This window comes from Embleya sp. NPDC025285, from assembly GCF_055558835.1.
Map to the genome: position 1 here is coordinate 45,084 of NZ_JBVHLU010000012.1, position 21,524 is coordinate 66,607.

At 71.3% G+C, this 21,524-nt stretch carries 18 protein-coding genes; 9 read left to right on the forward strand and 9 right to left on the reverse strand.

Annotated features, from left to right (window positions below):
- Positions 1-158 precede the first annotated feature (158 nt).
- A complete protein-coding gene (locus ACZ4FV_RS10435) occupies positions 159-2,420 on the forward strand; it encodes a catalase (RefSeq protein WP_402236354.1) in 2,262 nt (753 codons plus the stop codon).
- 147 nt (positions 2,421-2,567) lie between these two features.
- Here ACZ4FV_RS10435 and ACZ4FV_RS10440 read toward each other — a convergent pair whose 3' ends face one another.
- Together ACZ4FV_RS10440 and ACZ4FV_RS10445 are read right to left on the reverse strand one after the other, a co-directional pair.
- Positions 2,568-3,533, reverse strand: a complete 966-nt coding sequence (locus ACZ4FV_RS10440) for an LLM class F420-dependent oxidoreductase (protein WP_395861263.1) — start codon at positions 3,531-3,533, stop codon at positions 2,568-2,570.
- Between the two features lie 157 nt (positions 3,534-3,690).
- Positions 3,691-5,427: an amidase gene (locus tag ACZ4FV_RS10445; protein ID WP_465322425.1), complete on the reverse strand. Its 1,737-nt coding sequence runs from the start codon at positions 5,425-5,427 to the stop codon at positions 3,691-3,693.
- 222 nt (positions 5,428-5,649) lie between these two features.
- Here ACZ4FV_RS10445 and ACZ4FV_RS10450 point away from each other — a divergent pair, with 222 nt between their 5' ends.
- Positions 5,650-6,651: a LacI family DNA-binding transcriptional regulator gene (locus ACZ4FV_RS10450; protein WP_402236347.1), complete on the forward strand. Its 1,002-nt coding sequence runs from the start codon at positions 5,650-5,652 to the stop codon at positions 6,649-6,651.
- A 353-nt stretch (positions 6,652-7,004) separates the two neighbouring features.
- On the opposite strand, the gene ACZ4FV_RS10455 is transcribed toward ACZ4FV_RS10450, so the two are convergent.
- A complete protein-coding gene (locus tag ACZ4FV_RS10455) occupies positions 7,005-8,381 on the reverse strand; it encodes a phosphoribosyltransferase family protein (protein WP_402236345.1) in 1,377 nt (458 codons plus the stop codon).
- A gap of 337 nt (positions 8,382-8,718) precedes the next feature.
- On the reverse strand, positions 8,719-9,210 hold the full coding sequence (locus ACZ4FV_RS10460) for a MarR family transcriptional regulator (RefSeq protein ID WP_402236342.1): 492 nt from the start codon (positions 9,208-9,210) through the stop codon (positions 8,719-8,721).
- Between the two features lie 85 nt (positions 9,211-9,295).
- Between ACZ4FV_RS10460 and ACZ4FV_RS10465 the strand changes: the two genes are divergently transcribed.
- The 3 genes from ACZ4FV_RS10465 (at position 9,296) to ACZ4FV_RS10475 (ending at position 11,196) form a co-directional block, all read left to right on the forward strand.
- Entirely contained in the window at positions 9,296-10,177 is an 882-nt protein-coding gene (locus ACZ4FV_RS10465) for an NAD(P)H-binding protein (protein WP_465322426.1), read from the forward strand.
- Complete coding sequence (locus tag ACZ4FV_RS10470) at positions 10,174-10,674, forward strand: anthrone oxygenase family protein (RefSeq protein WP_395861252.1); 501 nt, start codon at positions 10,174-10,176, stop codon at positions 10,672-10,674. The genes ACZ4FV_RS10465 and ACZ4FV_RS10470 overlap by 4 nt, the downstream gene beginning before the upstream one ends.
- Positions 10,675-10,935: 261 nt before the next feature.
- Positions 10,936-11,196, forward strand: a complete 261-nt coding sequence (locus ACZ4FV_RS10475) for a hypothetical protein (RefSeq protein ID WP_395861250.1) — start codon at positions 10,936-10,938, stop codon at positions 11,194-11,196.
- Positions 11,197-11,423: 227 nt separating this feature from the next.
- On the opposite strand, the gene ACZ4FV_RS10480 is transcribed toward ACZ4FV_RS10475, so the two are convergent.
- The 3 genes from ACZ4FV_RS10480 to ACZ4FV_RS10490 all read right to left on the reverse strand — a co-directional run bounded on the left by ACZ4FV_RS10480 (position 11,424) and on the right by ACZ4FV_RS10490 (position 14,073).
- Complete coding sequence (locus ACZ4FV_RS10480; RefSeq protein WP_402236337.1) at positions 11,424-12,806, reverse strand: glutamate decarboxylase; 1,383 nt, start codon at positions 12,804-12,806, stop codon at positions 11,424-11,426.
- A gap of 150 nt (positions 12,807-12,956) precedes the next feature.
- Entirely contained in the window at positions 12,957-13,355 is a 399-nt protein-coding gene (locus tag ACZ4FV_RS10485) for a DUF7144 family membrane protein (protein WP_395861246.1), read from the reverse strand.
- Between the two features lie 265 nt (positions 13,356-13,620).
- A complete protein-coding gene (locus ACZ4FV_RS10490) occupies positions 13,621-14,073 on the reverse strand; it encodes a DUF3052 domain-containing protein (RefSeq protein ID WP_402236334.1) in 453 nt (150 codons plus the stop codon).
- Positions 14,074-14,440: 367 nt separating this feature from the next.
- Here ACZ4FV_RS10490 and ACZ4FV_RS10495 point away from each other — a divergent pair, with 367 nt between their 5' ends.
- Entirely contained in the window at positions 14,441-17,059 is a 2,619-nt protein-coding gene (locus tag ACZ4FV_RS10495) for a hypothetical protein (RefSeq protein WP_465322429.1), read from the forward strand.
- Between the two features lie 144 nt (positions 17,060-17,203).
- Here the strand turns inward: ACZ4FV_RS10495 and ACZ4FV_RS10500 are convergent, their stop codons facing one another.
- Positions 17,204-19,315: a SpoIIE family protein phosphatase gene (locus ACZ4FV_RS10500; protein WP_465322431.1), complete on the reverse strand. Its 2,112-nt coding sequence runs from the start codon at positions 19,313-19,315 to the stop codon at positions 17,204-17,206.
- Between the two features lie 497 nt (positions 19,316-19,812).
- Between ACZ4FV_RS10500 and ACZ4FV_RS10505 the strand changes: the two genes are divergently transcribed.
- The gene (locus tag ACZ4FV_RS10505; RefSeq protein WP_395861238.1) at positions 19,813-20,124 is read left to right on the forward strand and encodes a chaplin; all 312 of its coding nucleotides are present in this window, start codon (positions 19,813-19,815) and stop codon (positions 20,122-20,124) included.
- A 157-nt stretch (positions 20,125-20,281) separates the two neighbouring features.
- On the opposite strand, the gene ACZ4FV_RS10510 is transcribed toward ACZ4FV_RS10505, so the two are convergent.
- The gene (locus ACZ4FV_RS10510; protein ID WP_395861236.1) at positions 20,282-20,638 is read right to left on the reverse strand and encodes a MarR family transcriptional regulator; all 357 of its coding nucleotides are present in this window, start codon (positions 20,636-20,638) and stop codon (positions 20,282-20,284) included.
- Positions 20,639-20,890: 252 nt separating this feature from the next.
- On the opposite strand from ACZ4FV_RS10510, the gene ACZ4FV_RS10515 reads away from it, so the two are divergent.
- Positions 20,891-21,283, forward strand: coding sequence for an STAS domain-containing protein (locus ACZ4FV_RS10515; protein WP_395861234.1), 393 nt, complete (start codon positions 20,891-20,893; stop codon positions 21,281-21,283).
- Entirely contained in the window at positions 21,280-21,516 is a 237-nt protein-coding gene (locus ACZ4FV_RS10520) for a DUF2795 domain-containing protein (RefSeq protein WP_395861232.1), read from the forward strand. The genes ACZ4FV_RS10515 and ACZ4FV_RS10520 overlap by 4 nt, the downstream gene beginning before the upstream one ends.
- Positions 21,517-21,524 lie beyond the last annotated feature (8 nt).

Consider the following 21,524-nt stretch of genomic DNA (forward strand, 5'->3'; position numbering starts at 1 on the left):
GCGAGCGCTGTCGGAAGATCTCGATTCGATCCCGGCAGCGCGGGTAGCTCTGACCCCCGCGATCGGTTCGGAGGCACCCGACCCTCGGCACGCGGCCGTGGGGGTTCCGCCGGTTCGAGCCCGGTCGGCACCCGCGAACCCTGGTACCCGGAGGAAAAATGGCAAAGCCCAAGTCCAAGCGCGCGAGCCGCAAGCCCGACCCCGCCGGCGTGATCCCCGGCCGTCCCGGCAGCGAGCACGCCCCGCTGGAGGAGCCCACGCGGCCGCGCGAACCGCTCCCGCCGAAGCCTGATCAGAGCGGCCCGGACCCGGTGAGCCCGACCGGGCAGCCCACCGGCACCGACCAGGCGGCGGTGGCGCAGGGCGGCGCCTACCTGACCACCGCCCAGGGCTTGCGTCTGCCGGACACCGACCACTCGCTCAAGGCGGGACCGCGCGGGCCGGTCCTGCTCCAGGACCACCATCTGCGTGAGAAGATCACCCATTTCGACCACGAGCGCATCCCCGAGCGGGTCGTGCACGCCCGGGGCGCGGCGGCCCACGGTGTCTTCGTCGGCTACGGCAGCGCGGCGGGCGTGAGCAAGGCGGCGTTCCTCGGCAAGGACGTCGAGACGCCGGTGTTCGTGCGCTTCTCCACCGTGCTGGGATCGCGGGGATCGGCCGACACGGTGCGGGACACCCGCGGGTTCGCCACCAAGTTCTACACCGCCGAGGGCGTCTTCGACCTGGTCGGCAACAACATCCCGGTGTTCTTCATCCAGGACGCGATCAAGTTCCCGGACATCATCCACGCCGGGAAGCCGCACCCCGACCGCGAGATCCCGCAGGCGCAGAGCGCGCACGACACCTTCTGGGACTTCGTCTCGCTGCACACCGAGGCCACCCACCACACCATCTGGAACATGTCGGACCGCGCGATCCCGCGCTCGTTCCGCACGATGGAGGGCTTCGGGATCCACACCTTCCGGCTCGTGGCCGCCGACGGCACCACCACACTGGTGAAGTTCCACTGGAAGCCGAAGGCGGGCGTGCACTCGCTGGTATGGGAGGAAGCACAGATCATCAGCGGCATGGACCCCGACTTCCACCGCCGCGACCTCGCCGACGCGATCGAGGCCGGGGCGTTCCCGCAGTGGGAACTGGGCATCCAAACCTTCCCGGACACCGCCGACCAGACCTTCGAGGGCATCGACCTCCTCGACCCCACCAAGATCGTTCCCGAGGAACTCGCCCCCGTACAGCCGATCGGCCTGCTCACGCTCAACGCCAACCCGAGCAATTACTTCGCCGAGACCGAACAGGTCGCCTTCCACCCCGGCCACCTGGTCCCCGGCATCGACATCACCGACGACCCACTGCTGGCGGGCCGACTGTTCTCCTACCTCGACACGCAGATCAGCCGACTCGGCGGCCCCAACTTCGCGCAGATCCCCATCAACCGCCCACACGCGCCGGTCAACGACATGCTCCGGGACGGCCTGCACCAGGACGCCGTGCACAGCGGCGTGGCCCCCTACCGACCGAACTCGCTCGATGGCGGCTGCCCCTTCACCGCCGGGGCCGACCACGGCGGGTACGTCGAGGTACCGGTCCCCCTCCCGCCCGCGGCCAAGGTGCGCGAGGCCCCGGCCTCCTTCGCGGACCACACGAGCCAACCCCGACTGTTCTGGCTCAGCCTGACCCCCATCGAGCGCGAACACGTCATCGCCGCCTACACGTTCGAACTCGGCAAGTGCCACGAACAGGCGATCAAGGAACGCACCCTGCGGGTCCTGGCCGACATCGACCCGTTGTTGTGCGCACGCGTGGCCGAGGGCCTGGGGCTGCCGGCGCCCTCGCCCGCGGCCCCCCTGGCCTCGGTCGAACCGAGCCCCGCGCTGTCCCAGATCGGCGGGACGTGGCCGGTCACCGGCCGCGTGATCGGCATCGTCGCCGACCCCGCAGCCGACTTGGACGCCGTTCGCGAGGTGCGACGGGCGGTGTTCGACGCGGGCATGGTGCCGCTGGTCATCGCGCCCACCGGCGGCATGCTCGGGGCGGACGGCGACGCACCCGTCCCCGTGCAACGCACCTTCGCCACCGCGCGCTCGATCGAGTTCGACGCGATCCTGCTCGCCGGCTCACCGGCGCCGGGCAAGGACGCGTACGGGGCACGGGACGCCAAGGCAGGCAACGGGACGTCGCTGTCCGCCACCGATCCGCGGATCCTGCTCATGCTCGCCGAGGCATACCGCCACGCCAAGGCCATCGGTGGTTGGGCCGACAGCGAGGACTGCCTGGTCGCAGCCGGCATCCCGACCAACGCCCCCGGCGTGGTCGTCGCCGAGAACGCGTCCGCCGTGCTGTCCGAAATCACCGGCCTCCTCGGCACCCACCGGGTATGGGACCGCTTCCCCGCGGCGGACGCCGACACCGTCTGAGCCCCACCCAAACCCCCCTTCCCCGACGCGGGCCGATGGCGACGCGTCGGGGAAGCGGGGAAGGGACCTCGCTCGAAGCGCTGGTGACGTGCCCGGAGGGGCGGCCGCCTCGGCCGCGATCGGAGGCCCGCCCCCAGTCCCTCGCGGTCACAGCTCGCGCAGTGCCGCCAGGAGGTTGTCCCGCGCCCAGTCCAGGAACGCGTGCTGGGTCTCGCCACCGATCTGGATCAGCGCGACCTCGGTGAACCCGGCCTCTACGAATGGGCGAACCGCGTCCACGAACGCGTCCACGTCGTCACCGCAAGGGATCGACTCGGCGACGTCCTCCGGTCGCACGAACTGTGTCGCGCCCGCGAATCCCGCGGTGCCCGGAAGCTCGGAGTTGACCTTCCAGCCGCCCCCGAACCAGCGGAACTGCTCGTGTGCCCGCGCGATGGCGACACTCCGGTCGGGGTCGTAGCTCACCGGCAACTGGCCCACCCGGGGCTTCCCCGTGCCGCCGTGTCGGTCGAACTCGGTCAACAGCCCGCCCTCGGGCTCGGTCGCGATGACCAGGTCCGCCAGCCGACCCGCCAGGGCACAGCTCTGCCGTCCGGAGACCGCGATGCCGATCGGCGGCGGCCGATCCGGCAGGTCCCACAACTTGGCGGACTCGACGTCGAAGTGGGTGCCGTGATGGTCGACGTACCCGCCCGCGAACAGCGCCCGGATGATCTCCACCGCCTCGCCGAGCATCTCCTGGCGCACGTCCGCCGCCGGCCAGCCGCCGCCGACCACGTGCTCGTTCAGGTTCTCCCCGGAGCCGAGCCCGAGCCGGAACCGGCCGTCCGACAACAACTGCACGGTCGCGGCCTTCTGCGCCACCACCGCCGGGTGGTAGCGCATCGTCGGACAGGTCACGTACGTCATCAGCGGGATCCGCGAGGTGGCCTGCGCCGCCGCGCCCAGCACGCTCCACGCGTACGGCGCGTGGCCCTGCGCGTCCAACCACGGAAAGTAGTGGTCCGAGGTCACCGAGAAGTCGAACCCGGCCTCCTCCGCGTGCACCACGTGCGCGACCAGATCCTTGGGCCCGGCCTGCTCGGTCATCATCGTGTAGCCGATCTTCACCATGGAACCCGGGTGCCCGGACAAGCCGGTGGAAAACCGGACCATCGACACCGACAGCCGGCGCCCCGCTCGGGCCTTCGCGGGCGCATCCGTCTCCGCGTGCCCGCCAGGGACTGCGTCGTGACCGCACCCGGCGGCGCGGCGCCCCGACGCCGGCGGGTCAGCTCGTCGTCAGCCGTGGTGTGCGCGGCGGTGCGGTGCGGCGGTTTCCGGTGGCCTCGAAGGCCGCCGCGACGGCGAGCAGGGCGTTGTCGTCGTAGGCACGGCCCGCGAAGGTCAGCCCGACCGGCATGCCGATGTCGGCCATGGTGCCCATCGGCACGGTGACGGTCGGGATGCCCAGGTGTCGGGGCACCAGATTGCCGTTCGCGACCCACACGCCGTTGCGCCAGCCGAGGTCGGCGGACGCCTCGGAGACGTCCATGTCCGCCGGGCCCACGTCGGCGACGGCGGGGAACACCACCGCGTCCAGGCCCAGTTCGTCCATCCACAGCTCCAGGTCCACCCTGCGCGTCTCCTCGAGCCCGCGCAGCCCCTGCTCGAGGTGTGGCATTTCGGTGATCGACGCGTACGGACGCTCGCGCACGAACCGCGGATAGTCGCCGATCGTGTCGTCGAAACCGGCGTAGCGGTCCGGCAGTTCGCCGGAACGCCTGGGCCAGATCCGGTCGCCGTCGACGTCGGCCAGGCCGGCGAACGCCGGGTCGCCGTTCGCCCGCAGGAAGTCGTCCCACGCCCAGGCCGACAGGTCCTCGATCTCGACCGTGAGGAAGTCACGTCCGACCAGGCCCCGGGTCGGCAGGGAAGGCGCGCCCGGGCGGTCGGCCTCGTAGTTCGACACCACGGGGAAGTCGACCTCGACCACCTCGACGCCCGCTGTCTCCAGATCGCGGCGGGCGGCCTCCCACAGGGCGATCACCGAGGCGCGCGTCTCGATGCGCTGTCCGGTCTGGCCGCCGATGCCCCCGTCCGGGTTCGTCCCGGCGTCGGGGTCGGCATTGATGTACATCTTCGGCACGCCGACGCGCTTGCCGGCGAGCGAGACCCGTGCCGTCGTCGCGTCCGCGGGGGCCAGCGCCGGGTACGAGGCCGGGCGTACCTGTGACGGCGCGGGCAGCGGCACCCACGGCTGGGATCGCCAGAGGTCGCCGCGGGTGTCCGGGTCGTCGGCGACGATGACGTCGAGCAGCTCGAACAGGTCGGCCATGGTGCGGGTGTGCGGCACCACGACGTCCATGGTCGGCACCAGCGGCCAGTTCCCGCGCACCGAGATCACGCCGCGGCTGGGCGTGTACGCGCACAGCGCGTTGTTCGAGGCGGGCGCCCGGCCCGACGACCAGGTCTCCTCGCCGAGGCCGAACGCGCCGAACGACGCCGCCGTCGCGGTGCCCGAGCCGTTGGACGAGCCGGAGCCGAAGGCGCTGGTCAGCCAGTCGGCGCTGTACGGGCTTTCGGCGCGCCCGTACACGCCGCGCTGCATGCCGCCGTTCGCCATCGGCGGCATGTTGGTCAGGCCGATGAGCACCGCCCCGGCCGCGCGCAGCCGCTCGACGGCGAAGGCGTCCCGCTGGGCGACGAGGTGTTCGAACGCCGGTGAACCGGCCGCCGCCGTCAGGCCCTTCGCAAGGTAGCTGTCCTTGGCGGTGTACGGGATGCCGTCCAGCGGACCGAGCGTTTCGCCACGCGCGCGACGTGCGTCCGAGGCTTCGGCATCGGCGCGAGCGTCCGGGTTCATCACGACCATCGCGTTGAGCGCGGTGGCGGTGCCGGGCCGGTCGTAGGCCTCGATGCGCGCCAGATAGGCGTCGAGCAGCCCGACCGCAGTGACCTCGCCCTTCTCCAGCGCCGCGCGCAGGTCGGCGATGCTCGTCTCCACGACGTCGAATCCGCGCGTCATGCGGGGGTCCTCCTGGATGGTTCGGTCGAACGGGGCCACGGGCTCGGAACGGCGTCGCGGGGAACCGCCTCGAGTGGCGGGGCCTACGGGTCGATGCCACACCCCGAATCGCGCGGGCAGACCTCACGACAAGGTGTGCCGGATCGATCCGGCAGAACCGAATCTAGACTCTGCCGGATCGATCCGGCAAGTGCCCGTCCGGGTGATCTAGACTCCGTGGCTGTGACCGCCCGCATCGTGACCCTGCTCGACGTGGCCCGCGCCGCCGGAGTCTCCCGGAGTACCGCCTCGGACGCCCTCCAGGGCTCCGGGCGGGTGGCGGCGGCCACCCGCGCACGGGTCCGCGAGACGGCCGACGCCCTGGGCTACCGCCCCAACAGCGCGGCCCGCCACCTACGCCGCGCCGGCACCGGAGCCATCGGCCTGTACCTCCCCCGGACCGCGACCCGGCTCGACTACTACATGAACCTCGCCTTCGGGTCCGTCGCCCGGGCCCAGGAAGAAGGATTCGATCTGGTCCTGCTCGCCGGATCCGCGGGCACCGGAGGACCGGTCGCCTCGCGGGTCGACGGCCTGCTGCTCATCGACCCCGACACCGAGGACGAGACGGCGACCGAGATGCTCGCAGCCGGGGTCCCCGTCGTCACCGGCGAGCGGTTCCCCGGTCCCTCCGCCGCCCCCAGCGGCGCCGTGGTCTGCGACACCGCCGCCTCCCTCACCGCGCTGCTGGACCACCTGGCCGACCGCGGCGCCCGCCGCCCGGCCCTGCTGGCCCCCGGCGGCGAGTCCACCTGGGCCCGGGCTCTACGAACGACCGCCCGCACCTGGGGCAAGGCGCACCGCACCCCTGTCGCCGTGCGCCACGTCCCGTTCGCGGCCACTCCCGCCGACGCCGCCGACGCGGTGCGCGGCCTGCTCGAAACCGAACCGGCGGTCGACGCGGTGATCTGCGGCCCGGACGGCGCCGCCCCGGGCGTCCTCCACGGCGCCGCCGCCTTCGGCCGTACCGCCGGCCGGGACCTGCTGGTCGCGTCCTGCGTGGACGGCACCGCCACCCGCACCAGCAGCCCACCGATCACGGCGGTCGACCTCAGGCCCGCCGACTACGGACGCGCCTGCGCCGAACTGCTCTGCGACATCATGGCCGACCGCACTCCACCCGACACCGTTCGCCCGCACGACTGGGCTTTGCGTACCCGGGCCTCGACACAACCCGAGAGCTGAGATTCCACAACCCTCCGCCGGTATCGCCCGCCTGCTCCGCACCCCGACCCGTCGGGCCCGGCTGACGACGAGCTCGCTCACCCTCCCGGTTGCGGTCCACGGACGTGCGCTCCACGAGCAGCACGACCGCACACCTCGACGCCGAAGCCATCACGAACGCGCCCCGGCCACAAGGGAGCAGCGTCGTGATCGTCTCCGTCCTCACTCGCTGCTTCCAGCAACAGCGGGATTCCTGAGGCCACTTCCTTCCTCATCGAAACCGCGCCGCGACAAGGTCATCTCGCGTGCGGCGGTCCGCGTGCCGGTGGTCCGCGTGCCGGCGCTTCTGCTCGCGACGCCATCGTCGGCCGCGCTCAATGTCCGTTCGCGCCGGCGGCCGGTCGGCCGAGGAACCAGTCCCGGGCCAGGTCGGCCACCGCGTCGAGGGTGCCCGGTTCCTCGAACAGGTGGCCGGCGCCGGGGACGACCTCGAGACGGCTCTCGCACCGGAGGAAGGTACGCGCGCGGTTGTTGAGCTCCAGTACCACGTGGTCGTTGCCGCCGACGATGAGCAACGTCCGGGCCGTGACGGCGGGCAGATGTGCTTCCGCCAGATCGGGCCTGCCGCCCCGGGAGACGACCGCCCCCACGTCGTCACCGAGTTCGGCCGCCGCCCACAATGCGGCTGCGGCGCCGGTGCTCGCCCCGAAGTACCCCACCGTCCGCCCTTTGCCTTCGGGTCGCTCCCGGAGCCCGCGTGTGACGTCGATCAGGCGCCGGGCCAACAGTTCGATGTCGAAGACGTTCGACCGGCCGCGTGCCTCGCTCTCGGTCAGGAGATCGAACAACAACGTGCCCAGGCCGGCCCGGTTCAGCGCGGTCGCCACGAAGCGGTTGCGCGGGCTGTGTCGACTGCTGCCGCTGCCGTGCGCGAAGACGACGATCCGTTCCGCTCCCGCGGGCAGACTCAGGTGCCCCGGTAGCCGCGCGGTTTCGACCGGTAGGTCGATGTCGCTGTGCGTGGGCACGGATTCCGCGGAGCGCGTCGATCCGCTACCCGGTCTCGTCCCCGCCGTCCCCGCTTCCGCTGTCGGCGGCGGCTCCGACCGGCGAGCGACGGCCCGATCGAGACACTCGACGACCTCCTCGTCGGTGGTCTGGGAGAAGTTCGCGTAGAACTGCCCCACCGCCATGAATCCGACCGGGTTGTGCAGGCAGATCACCTCGTCGGCGTCCGGATCCGGCTCCTTCCCCCAGCCGGCCGGCGCCACCGGTACGGCGAGCACCACGCGCGCCGCGCCTCGATCTCGGGCGGCGCGACAGGCCGCGCGGGCGGTGGATCCGGTCGCGATGCCGTCATCGACGACCACGACCGTTCGGCCGCCGAGTTCCACCGGTGGCCGCTCGCCCCGGTAGCGGCGGGCACGCCGTTCCAACAGCTCCCGTTCTCGCCGTTCGATCCCTTCCAACGCGGCGCGGGAAATGCCCGAGGCTCGCACGACGTGGTCGTTGAGGACGACGACCCCCTCTTCGGCGACGGCACCCATTCCCAGTTCCGGTTGGGAGGGAACGCCCAGTTTCCGCACCAGGCATACGTCCAGTGGAGCGCGGAGGGCATCGGCCACCTGGGCGGCCACCGGCATTCCGCCCCGGGCCAGGCCGAGCACGATCACGTCCTGGTTCGCCACGGGCAAGGGCGCCAGGTACTCGGCCAGTTTCCGTCCCGCGTCGACACGATCGGTGAAGAGCACGACTTCATCCCCTTCCGGGCACGACCCGGTCTCCTACCGGCCGCCCGGGACATCGACCGACCCCGTACGAGCGGGCAGCCGCACGAGCAGGCTGCGGTACGGGCGGCCACGGAATTCGGCCGCCACGCGCACCGATTCCCATCGGGCGACGACCCGCACCTCGGACGGATGGGCGGCATGGAACCGATTGTCGAATCCGTCTCCCTCGTCCCTTCGATTCTCCGACGTCCACTGCCGAAGCGCCTGCCGTCCGTTGCCCCACTCGACGTCTCCGGCACGACGTGAGGTGACCGGGGCCGCCGGGCGGTGCCGAACCGATCGGTTTGCCCGGATGCGGTCAGTTCGCCAGATCTTCGGTCGCGTCTCGCCCCGCCGCGGCGGCGCGGCGGAGGAACTCCGCGAAACGTTCGAGTTCCGCGCCTTCGTAGTCGGCGCAGATCTGCTCCACCGAGGTGTTCATGCCGGCGAAGAGCGCCAGGAGTTCGGCGTTGCGGTCACGCAGGGCCCGGATTCGGGAGCCTCGGCGGTCCGAGGGATCCGGCTCGCGGGACACCCAACCGGCGCGTTCGAGTCGGTCGAGCACCCCGGTCATCGTGGCGGCGTGCAGACCGGCTCGTCGCGCCAGTGCGCTCGGGCTCAGCGGGCCGTGGGCGTTGACGATGTCGAGGCAGTCCAAGTCGACGTCGCGGAGCGTCAGATGGGCGCTGACCTGCCGGTTGAGCAGGGACAGTTGAAGGCTCAGCGCACGCAACCCCTCTTTGACGTCGACGGTTGCCCGTCGGCGGCGCGGGTCCGCGTCGCCCGCATCGCCATGTGTTACGGATTCCATAATGTACGACTCCCAAATCAATATGCTACGGTTCTCGTATATTACGTCACGCGAAAAACCCTGACCCGGGTGAGGAGACGCACGCATGTTCCTGGTGATCGGAGCGACCGGCATCGTCGGACGCGAAACGGTGAACCTGTTGCTGGAGTCCGGCCGGGAAGTGGCGGCGGTCACGCGCGACCCCGCCACTGCCGCACTGCCCGGCGGCGCGCATGTCGTTGCCGGCGACCCGTCCCGGCCCGACACGCTGACGTCGCTGCCCGACGTGGTCGAGGCGGTCCTGCTCAGCCCACGCGCCGCCGGCAGCGCGAGTTCCGAACTGCTGTCACTGGCCGCGGCACGAGGCGCACGGCGGGTGGTGGTGCTGTCGGCCGCGACCGTGGAGCACCCGGTCGGCCACCCACGCTTCATCGAGGAGTTCAAGCGGACCGAAGCCGCCGCACGGGAGTCCGGTCTGCCCTGGACGTTTCTACGGTGTGCCGACTTCGCCGCCAACGCCCTGGCCTGGGCGCCGCAGATTCGCGCAACCGGCGTCGTGCACGGCGCCCATGGCGGCGCGGCGACCTCCCCGATCCACCACCGCGACATCGCGGAGGTGGCGGTCGCGGCACTGATCGACCCCGCGCACGCCGGACGCGCCCACCTGCTCACCGGCCCGCAGTCGATCACGCAGTACGAAAAAGTCCGCCTCATCGGAGCGGCCGTCGACCGGACACTGGCCTTCCGGGAACTCGCCCCCGAGCAGGTCCGCCAGGCGATGCTCGCTCAGGGCCTCCCCGAGGACATCCCCGACCGACTGCTCGGTTCACTGGCCGACTACGCCGACCGGCCCGGGCCGACCACGGGCACCGTGGAACGGCTCCTGGGCCGACCCGCGCTGACCTTCGCCACGTGGGCGGCCGACAACGCCGCGGCCTTCACGGCCCGGGCCGACTCCTCCGCGTCCGGCGGGGAGGACCAAGCATGACCGAGACCCCGCTCGGCACGGTTGCAAGATGGGTGAGCCTGCTGTTCTCGGGTCTCTTCGCAGGCTTCCTCGTCGCGGTCCTCGTGCTCGAAATGTCGCTGCGCGGTGAAGACCGCCACGTGTACACCCAAGTGCGGCACGTGGAACTCGATTCGCTGGACAAGCTCGCGACCGCGACGCTGCTGCCGGCACTGATCGCGACAGCGTTTCTGGTCGCCGTCACGTTCAAAACCCGAGAACGCGCGTTCCGACTGCGGTCGACCGGACTCGCGCTGCTCCTCCTGATCGTCGCCGTGACGGTCGTGGTCAACATGCCCATCAACGCGGACCAACTCGACTGGGATGTACGGCAACCCCCTTCGGACTGGGCGAGCGTTCGTGACCAGTGGCAGATCGCCCACGCCATACGCACCGGCGCGGCCGTCATCGCGTTCGCGACTCTCATCGCCGCCTCGACGCGCACGGCGCGCGGCACCCGCGAGCCGGCCCGCGCATAGCTCCCGGGCCCGGTCCCAGCGGCAGCCGATCAAGGCGAACCGGCCGCCGCTTGGGCCGGGTTCCGTCGAGCTCCCGGTTTCGTGCGCACAGCCCGCAACGCGACGCGTCGGACGCCACCGAGGTGGCAACGGGCCGGCCAGGCAACGTCGGCATGGGGGACATGTCGAAGGGGTTCCGGCTTCGGGAGGCGGACACCGCGAAGCCTTTCGGTAGGCTCTGTCGTCGCATGTCGATGGGTCTGCAACCGGAGGGAAGACACCATGACGACGCGAGCGACGTTGACGGACACGATGGCCTTGTCGACCGGCGACTGCGCAGTCTTCATGACTGTCGAGAGCGGAGAGTTCACCCGAGGGCAACGCGTCAAGGTGACTCGCGACGCATGTCTCCTGGGCGAAACGGTGATTCATTTCGGATTCGCCGCGGCGGCGGCGGACGAGGAAGGCAACCGTTCATCTCATGCCCTGATCAAGGGCATTGCCTGTGTTCGCGGTGACGTGATCGAAGGCTTGGAAGGGTGACGTGCCTCCAGGCAGCGAGGAACTCGGCTACCCGGAGGCCACGTTGGGCCTTTGATCCGGGCCGGTAGTCCCCGGCGCCGTAACCGGTTCGACACAGCCGGGACGGGTTGACGGCGGTGCGACCGGACTTGCTCGGCGGGGTGGGACGGTGTGGCGACCGATGGACCACAGGCGCTCGCGGCCCCGGCCCACGACCGGCCCGACCGCGGAGAGCCGTTCGAGGCCGGTCAGTGGTGGAAGCCGCCGCGGTTCTCGTCGCTCGGGTGGCCGTCTTCGAGTTCCCTGATGGCCCGGCGCATGTCGTCGGCGAGCAGATCGATCTCGTCGCGGTCGACGCCGTGGCGCACGAGTACCCGCTGGATGACGGTCTCCTGGCGGTCGGGCGGCAGCGGGTAGGAGGGCACCTGCCAACCGCGCATCCGGAGCCGGTCGGTGAGGTCGTACAGACTCCACTCGCGCGTGTCGGAATCGGTCAGCGTGTAGGAGACGGCCGGCAGCGCTCCCACCCCGTCGTAGAGCAGGGTGAAGGGGCCCATGTCGGCGATCTGCCGGGCCAGGCCCTGGGCCGTGTGCGCACACGCCTCGTAGACCCGCCGATACCCCTCCCGGCCCAGGCGCAGGAACAGGAAGTACTGGGCGATGACCTGCCCGCCGGGGCGCGAGAAGTTCAGGGCGAGAGTCGGCATGTCGCCGCCGAGGTAGCTGACGTGGAAGACGAGGTCGGCGGGCAGGGCGGCGGTATCGCGCCACAGGGCCCAGCCGACACCGAGCGGGGCCATGCCGTACTTGTGGCCCGACGAGTTGATCGAGGCAACGCGCGGCACCCGGAAGTCCCACAGCAGGTCGGGATGCAGGAAGGGGGCGATGAACCCGCCGGAAGCCGCATCCACGTGCACGGGGATGTCGAGGCCGGTTTCCGCCTGGATCCGGTCGAGTTCGGCCGCGATCTCGGCGACCGGCTCGTATGTGCAGGTGTAGGTGACACCGAGGATCGCCACGACGCCGATGGTGTTCTCGTCGACGTAGTCGCGCAGTTGGTGCGGCTCGAGGCCGGTCGCTCCCGCCTCCACCGGGACTTGGCGCAGCTCGACGTCGAAGTAGCGGGCGAACTTCTCCCAGCACACCTGTACGGGCCCGCACACCAGGTTGGGCCGATCGGTCGGCAGGCCCGCCTCACGCCGCCGGTTGCGCCACCGCCACTTCAGCGCGAGGCCGCAGAGCATGGCGGCCTCGCTGGAACCGGTGGTGGAGCAGCCCACGGCATTGTCGCCGCCGGCCGGCGCGTGCCACAGGTTCGCGAGGATGTTGACGCATCGCGACTCGATCTCCGCGGTCTGCGGGTACTCGTCCTTGTCGACGATGTTCTTGTCGAGGCACAGATCCATCAGGCGGCGCACCTCGTCGTCCGCCCAGGTGGTGCAGAACGTGGCGAGGTTCTGTGCGGCGTTGCCGTCCAAGAGCAGTTCGTTGCTCAGCACCTGGAAGACGATGTTCGGGGGCGTCGGGAGTTCGGGGATGGCTCGCTTGGACAAGGGGCGTTCGCTCAGCGGGGAGGCGAAGACGTCGTCGGCGGGGCTACCGACCTGTTCCCTGGCCTTGTGCAGAGCCATCAGAAAGCCTCTCATATCGCCGTATAAGCATCTCCTTCCGAACAATACGAGTGAACTCCGACGCCCGATAGCGGGCATACTCCGCCCGAGGTTCAGCGGTACGCGCCGCCCGGGATGTCGGACGCGGCACGGCCGACCGTCCTGCGTGGCTTACCGGTTGCTCCGTTGTGGGCCGGTACACAACGCCCAGATGATGGCGATGTCGATGGCGATCACGATGATCGACCACACCGGGTAGTGAGGCAGCCAGACGAAGTTCGCGAGCATGCTCAGCCCCGCCAGGAGTACCCCGAGGAAGCGGGCCCAGAGGGCATTCGTGAACAGGGCGAGGCCCGCGAGGAAGACGACGATGCCCAGGATCAGGTGGATCCAGCCCCAGCCGGTGGTGCTGTACGAGAAGGAGTAGTTGCGCGTCTCGACGATGACATCGTCTTTCGCGATGGCGGCGATTCCTTGGAAGACCGCCAGGACGCCGCCGATGGTCATCAGCACCGCGGCGAACGTGGTCCAACCCGACGAGTGAGTGGCTCGTTGTGTGTGCGTGGCCATGTCCAGGCCTCCCTATCGGGGCAACCCCTGGGGTGGATGTCCCCTCCTCCCACACTGACCCCTCCGGTGGGTCCCTGCGACTGGGATCACCCGGTTCCACCGGCAAACGGGTCCGTGCCGCGTATTCGTCCTCCGAGGGGCCGCGCCCGGTCCACGACCATGCCGATCTCCCATGGCAATCGGCGCCGTGCGGATGCGGGCTCCCGGAGCGGGTACCGATGCGGGCGCCTGGGCACGTCACTCGGGGAGCGGTCCGAGGCGTGCCTCAAGGACCCTGCTCGCGCGGTGTCGATTCGGGCTGGACCAGAGGGTTGCCGGACCATGCCCCGAGGGTGACGGTGCCGATGGATGCGAGGCCGGCCGTTTTCGCCGCTTCGGCGATCTCGCTCGGATCGGCGTGGCCGGGCCGGCCCGTCTCCGGAGTGAGGACCCAGAGCACGCCCTCGTCGGCAAGGGGTGCCGACGCATCCGCGAGTTCGTCTGCCAGGTCGCCATCGCCTTCCCGCCACCACAGCAGGACGACGTCCACGACTTCGTCGGTTTCGTCGTCCACCATCTCGGTGCCGATCGTGTCCTCGATGTCGGCACGGATCTCGTCATCGGTGTCATCGTCCCAGCCCAACTCCCGGACCACCGCGGACGGAACGATGCCCATCCTCCGCGCGTAGTCCTGCGCACCCCCGGCAGCCACCATCACGGCCCCCTTCTCGAAACCCACGCCCTGGCACGACGATGCACAAGTACGCAAAGCGGTTCTCAGTCTCATCGCCGGGGTGGCACCCGTTCAAGGCTCGACCCGAAAACATTCTGGCGGCAGGCCTGTTGACTGAAGGGGCGATCGTGGCCGCCGGGGCACCTCGGGCGCAGCACACCACAGCACATCGGCGCCGCAGCACCACACCGCACCGGTTCATCCCCTGCCGAGTACGAGGGTGGACCGGGGGCGCTCGTGTCGCCGATGCTGGGCACGGCGCCGTCGGGCGCGTCGGCTGGTACCGGTGCGGCGGAGGAGGGACCGGTGCACACGACCGCGAGGGCGCCGCGTGGCGAACATGCCGGCGACGACGTGCGGAACGGGGTGGCGGATGGTATTCGGGAGCGCGTCCGATCGGGGCGCCGCGGCGCTGGTCGCGTTGCGGTGGGGAGACCGGGCCTGGGCCGATGAGCTCATGGGGCGGTTGCGTGCCCCGCTCCTGGACGCGCTCGCCACGGCACCGATGCTGCCGCCGACGCTCGTCCGGGCCGCGGTGGCCGGCGAGGACGCCGAGGCGCTTGCGGCGCTGGGCAGGAACCAGACCCCGACGCCGGCTGCCGCATTGGCGATCGCGACGCTCGGCAGCCCGGCTCTGGGGGTGCGCCTGTACCTGGCCGAGTTTCCCTTCGGCTCCGACGTGCTCGGCCGGTTCGGCCCCGCCACACAGCCGGAGCCGGTCGGCGACCGTGCCCGGGCCCAGGCCCGCAGGACCGAGATTCGGCGCGCCGTGGCGAACGCGCTCCCGCTCAGGGGCGCTGTGCTGGCCGCCGCCGATCCGGCCGATCCGCGGTGGCGCAGGCCCGGCGGCCTGGTCGAGCGGGTGTTGGAGACCCGGGCGGACGACCGGCTCATCCCCGCGCTGCGTGGGCCGTTCCCCGAGTTGATCGGCCACGCGCTGCGGGTACTCGGCGTGGATCTGCCCCGGCCTGTCCTGCTCGACGCCGCCCGCAGGCTGTTGGAGTCCGACGGGGAGTCGTTCGACGCCTTCGTACGTGCTGCCCGGATGCACGCCGACTTCGGCCACGCGGACCTGGCGGGCCGATGGCACGAGGCTGCCGCGACCGCCTTGCCGGTCGACGACGCCACCTTCGCCGATCACCTGCTGCTGCTCGGGTTGCGCCACCTCGACAAGCGGGTCCCGCGCGGCGAGTGCAAGTATACGGACGACCAGGACGAGGACTGGAACGCCGACTTCGCCGTCTACGCCCTGCATGCGTTCGCGAAGGTCACGGCCGATGTGCCGCTGTGGGACCTGGTCCGGGCCGAACACGCGCGCCGCCCGTTCACCGGTCCGGGACTGGCCGCGCTGACCCGGCGTCCGGACTGCCCGGCGGACCTGGCCGCGCAGGCGTACGCCGAGGAGCCGTACCGGGTCCTGTCCCTCGCGCCGCGCGTCCCGTTGGCGTGGATCACCGCGCTCCGCTCCGACCGCTCGAGTGGCATGGTGGTGGGGCCGGCCTTGTCGCGCGGCCTGGCGGAAGGCCGATTCGACCCGGCCGAGGTGCTGGCGACGGTCAGCCCGGCGGTCGACGTCTTCGCGCACCTTCCCCTCGACGCCCCCGGTGTCCGCGAGGCCGTGACCGGCCTCGCCGCCCGCCTCGGCGCGAGCCCCGGGCCGTGGGAGGCGATCATCCAGGAGCGGGCCTGGCTCTTCGGCACCGCACGGCAGTTGGTCGACTCGGCGCTCACCGGACGGATGCCCGAACACCACCCGGTCACCTTCGCACGCACACCCCACGCCGCGAACCGCGTCGAGGCGGTGTTCCAGACGTTGTTCGCGTGCGCCGGGCCCGAGGCGCAGGACGCACTGATCCCCTCGCTGCCGGAGCGCCACCTCGAACTGCTGTGCATGCCCGGCGTGGTGACCGAGGCAGTGCGAGCCGAGATCCTCGCCCGTCGCGGGTCGGCCGCGGCTGTGGCGATGGCGACGTTCGCGGCGGGCTTGTCGCCCGCGGAGACGGCCGCGCTGCTGGACCGCGACGAGCCCGAGGTCAACACCCTGTTGTACGCTCGCGCGCCGCTCACCCTCGAACAGCGCGTGCGCCTCGCCTCCGGCACGGACCGGCACGGCCGCCCCCGGGCGGTACCGGTCTCCGAACAGGTCGCGGCGTGGGGCGGGCGGCACCCGTCGCCCGCGGAGCACCACGACCGGGTCGCGGCCGCCCGACAGTCGGGGCATCCGCTGGTGCTGCGGCACTTCCCCTGGCGCTTGGCGGGGCGGACCGCTGGGCCGCAACTGGCAATGCTGGTGCGGCTGTGGGAATACGGCGGGCCGGACGACGTCAGGGAGTTGCTGGGCTGCGCGACCACGCCGCGCTGTGGTCATCCCGCGTGCCCCTGGCCGGCGAGGACACAAGCGGTGGTTCGTCGGGCGTTGGCCGCCGGCCCGGCCGCCGGACTCGACCTCTTGCGCCGGGCGGCCGAGGAAGCGGTGCGACCCGAAGTGCTGATCGCGGAACTGCGTGTGGCCAACCCCAGGGTGGAACACCCGGTCCATCCCGGCCCCTTGCCGTGGCCGGAGATCCTGCGGGCACAAGCCGAGCGGTCGTTCGACGCCGACGTGATCTCGTTCCTCCTCGCGAAACCCGACTGTCCCGCCGAGTTCTACCGCGCCGCACTGCGCAGCCCCGCCGTCTTCCAAGCTCGGGCGCCGGCTACCTGGGTGGCGCAGGGCCTGGCCCGTGGCGTGATCACCGTGCTGGACGTGGCGGGCGCGTGTACGCCGGCGGCCCTCGCGTTCCGCGCAGTCACCACCCACGCCCGACAGAGCCGCCATTTCCTGCGCACCCCCCAAGCCCGCGAACTCATCCGCCGGGTGCGCACCCGTCTCGACAACCCCGATGCGTGGGTGGTCGCCGTGCACCTCCTGCCGGACTTCCCCGGCACCCTGCTCGAACTCGTCGACATCGCCGCGGCGTCGGGATCCTCGGAGCCGCGCCGGCGGCCATGACTCCGCGCCCGGTCACCGGCGTCCCGCGCCACCCACCGTTCCGGTCCGCACCGGCCGCCGGGGATCGGCGTGCGCTTCGGTCGGCTCGCGCTTGGCCGCCGGAAGCGGCCGGGGCGCCGGCCCGGGCGGACCTCGTCCACGGGGTCAAGGTCGATCGGGTCCGGGGGTGCGACGGTCCACGGCCACCGTGCCGGCTTGTGCGATCAGGAGAGCGACGTCGTCGTGGTCGTCGGGGTGTCGCAGGGCTCGCAGGAGCCACTGGCAGGTGTCGTCCAGGGGCAGGCGGGATTCGTCGAGGGTGCGCAGCAACGTGTCCAGACGTTCGTCGATGGCGTGGTGGCGGGTTTCGACGAGGCCGTCGGTGTAGAGAACGAGCCGGTCGCCCGGGTTCAGCTCGAAGTCGGTGGTGTGGAAGGAGATGCCGCCGACGCCGAGCGGTGCCCCGGACGGCAGGTCCAGCAGTCGGGGTCGCCGTCCGGCGGGGGCGAGGACCGGCGGTAGGTGGCCGGCGTTGGCGATGTGGCACCGGTGCCGGTGCGGGTCGTAGACGGCGTAGATGCAGGTGGCGATGTAGTGCTCGAGTCCGTCGGTAATCCTGTCGAGGTGTTGGAGCACGTGGTCGGGAGGCAGGTCGAGGTCGGCGAAGGCGCAGGTGGCGGTGCGCAGTCGGCCCATGGTGGCGGCGGCGTCGATGCCGTTGCCCATCACGTCGCCGATCACCAGCGCGGTTCTGTCGTCCGTCAGCGGAATGACGTCGTACCAGTCGCCTCCCACCTCGTGGGATGCCTGGGCGGGCTGGTAGAAGGAGGCGACGTCGAGGCCGGTGAGCTCGGGTGGGCGACCGGGCAGGAGACTGCGCTGGAGGGTCTCGGAGACGTTGCGGACGCTCTGGTGCCAACGGGCGTTGTCGATGGCGACGGCCGCGCGTGCGGCGAGTTCGACGGCGAGGATCACGTCGTCGTCGTCGAAGGGAAGCGGGTTGCGGGCGCGCAGCAGGTCGAAGGCACCGAGGACCTCGTTGTGGGCGATCAGCGGCACCGCGAGGTAGGAGTGCACCCCGGCCCGGGCGAAGGCGGTCGCGACGTCGGCATCGGGGGCGATGTGCTGCAGATCGCTGGTGTCGGCGTGGGCGACCACGACGGGCTGCCCGGTGTGGACGCACTGCGTGATCAGACGGTCGGCGCTGTACGCGGCGAGGTCCCCGACCTTCAGGGAGTCCGTCGCCGGTGTGGGGTAGGCGGAGGCGACGGCGAGCGCGCGGAACATCTCCGGCCCCCGGTCCACGGATGCGCTGGTACGGCGGAAGGCCAGGACGGCGTCGAGGACGTCGACCGCGGCCACGTCGGCCAGGTCGGGCACGGCGACCTCGACCAGTTCCTGGGCCGTGGTCTCCACCTCCAAGGTGGTGCCGACGCGGGCGGAGGCGTCGGCGATCACGGCCAGCCGGCGGCGGGCCCGATCCGCCTCGGTGGCGACCCGGTGGCGTTCGCTGACGTCGACCACCGTGGTCGCCACTCCGATCACCCGCCCGCCGGAACCTTCGAGCCGGAAGTACGAGACCGACCAGGCGTGGTCGTGGTCGGGGTCGGCCGGGGTGCGGCCGACCGTGTACTGGTCGATCAGGGGCGTGCCGGTGAGCAGCACTTGGCGCAGCGCGGACTCGATGGTGTCGACGTCGAGGGACGGGACGATGTCGACGGGGTGCCGCCCGATGTGGTCGGCCGCCGATTTGCCGTTGATACGTTCCAGCGCCGGATTGACCAGCAGATAGCGCAGGTCGGTGTCCAGCAGGGCGATACCGATGGCGGCTTGCGACACCAGGCGCTCGGACAGGGCCAGATCCGTCTCCACCCGCCGCAGCATGCTCTGGTCGGCGGCTATGCCGAGGGCGTAGACGTCGCCCAGGTCGTCCAGGAGGCGCATATTGCGGAACTCCACCAGGCGCGTCGTGCCGTCCCTGCGGAGGATCGGGAACGCGCCGGCCCAGCTCGCGCCGGTGCTCAGGATCTCGGCGAACAGCTTGACCACCAGGTCCCGGTGCATCGGGTGCACCAGCACGTCGGCCGCGTACTGCCCCAGAGCCTCCTCGGCCGTGTGGCCCAACACCTTGTCGGCCTGCGGGCTCCAGAACACGATCTTCCCGCGGTCGTCCAGCACGATCGCCGCGACGCTCAGCAGGTCCAGCAGCCCTCCGGGCGGCGAGGGCACGGCCGCCTGGCCGTGCTCGTCCCGTGGGGGCGACTCGTGTGCACTCATTCCATACAGCTCCCTCCCCAGCGCGGCCAACGCGGTCACGCGCCGGCTGAGGGCTTGTCTCCATGCTGCTCCCGAACCCGGCGCCGCACGATCCGGCGGCCCCGCGGCACGGGTCCGGAGGCCGGCACCGCTGAACCCTTCCTCAGCGAGCCACGTCGATCCGGCAGCCCCCGAAGCCCGGCGCACACCCCCGCCGTCGCGCGCTTTCAGGGGTGAGATCGGGGTCCCGGGCGAACGTGACGGCCGGCGAGTCGGTGCGGCTCGCCTTCGTCGCCGCGCTCGGGCACCCTGCGGGCGGGCCGGGCGTCGGCATGTGTCCCTGCCACCGAAATCGGCGACATCGGCGAGACCGTCTCCGGCTGGGAACCCACCGTCCGACGTGTGGTGTGCGTCGTTCGGGTGAACGGTTGCCGGGGCCGAAGCCTTTGGGCGTGTGGGTCGTTGGTCGGGACGAGGGCGTCGGGACGGTCCGGCGCCGCAGCGAAGAGGGAGTGTTCGTGGGTTCGTTCAAGAAGGTCACCATGGTGATGGCCGGCACCGCAGCGGTCCTGATGGCGGGCGCGGGCGCCGCGCACGCCGAGGCCGACGCGGACGGCGCCGCCGTCGACTCCCCCGGTGTGGCCTCCGGCAACAACATCCAGGTCCCGGTCCACGTGCCGATCAACCTGTGCGGCAACACCGTGAACATCGTCGGCGTCCTCAACCCCGCCATCGGCAACACCTGCCTCAACATCGACGGGGACGACGAAGGGCACAAGGGGCACGACGGCGGCCACGAGGCGCCCCAGCACGGCGACCACCGAGGCTGACCCCTCCGAGGGCATTTTCCCGGACGTTCCTCCACGTCCGACACACCGAGACCCCCGCGCCTGCATCCCGCGGGGGTCTCGGCACGCCCGACCCCCGTCCCGCGTCGGGATAGTGCCGGGGGCGACCTCGGCCCCGGTTGCGGGCTCGGGCATGGGGTCAAGGCGCCCGGGTCCCGGACGGATCCGTGTCGACGTCCGCCGCGTCCGCCGCGTCCGGGTGCTCCTCTACGGGCAGGTCGAGGGCGTCGGCGACGGCCCGGCCCCGGTCCGCGGGATGGCGCACCTCCGTTCCGGGGACGATGCGGTACGTGTTGCGGCGCCCGCTGCGCTCCCGGATGAGATACCCGCCGTCCTCCAGGTCGGCCAGGATGCCCTGGACGGCGCGCTCGGTCAGCAGGCACACGGCCGCGATGTCGCGCACACGCGCCTGCGGATCACGAGCGATCACCGAAAGCACACGGGCGTGACTGGTGAAAAAGGTCCACGACGGCCGGGCCTCGTCCGCATCACTCATGACACCCATCGTAAGCTCGTTCATTCCGGCATCACTACACCGGAAATAGAGTTCCCGAATTCCTTGACGTGCTTTTGCCGGCGTCCGATCCTGGAGTTGACGGGACGCGGGTCAAACCGACCCGACCGGTCCGCACCCCGATCGAGATCCCCACCACGGCACCCGAGTGAGGGAATGGCAATGTCCCCACGTCGCCCCAACACCCGCCGCCGGGGCACGAGTCGCCCCGGACGCCGCCGGCACGGCGCAACCATGACGCGGCATCTCCGTGTAAACGCCGCCACAGACGGCGCCCGAACCCTCCTGCGGATCGGCGGAGAGATCGACATCGACACCGCGCCACAGCTTCGGCGAGCCCTCGACACCGTCCTGGGTTTCGGAGCACGTCGAGTGAACGTGGACATGCGCGCGGTGACGTTCTGCGACAGCACCGGAATCCACGCCCTGCTGTACGCACGAGCCAGAGCCGTCGAGCGCGGGATCGCACTCACCCTCGTACCCTGCGACAAGCTTCGCCGTCTCCTCGACATCACGGGCACCGCGCACCTGTTCACCTGTCTCGCGTTCGCTCCGCCACCCCGTGCGACCGCGGGCGGCTCCCCCAGGGGACCGGGTGACGACGGCATCGAGGGGGCGTCGCCATGAGCGCCCCGGCCTGTTCCGGAACGGACCCCACGCCCATGGAGGTCCACTGCGCGCTCCGAGGCGCGACCTATCCCGCCCGGCCCGGCGGCCTGATCGCGTACGCCCGCGCCCACCACGCGCCCCCGTCGGTCCTGCGCGTGCTCGCCACGCTGCCGGACCACCCGATCGTCGGACCCAACCAGGTCTGCATGGCCCTGTTCGGCCGACACCGGGAAACCCAGCCCGGGCCCTGACCAACCGG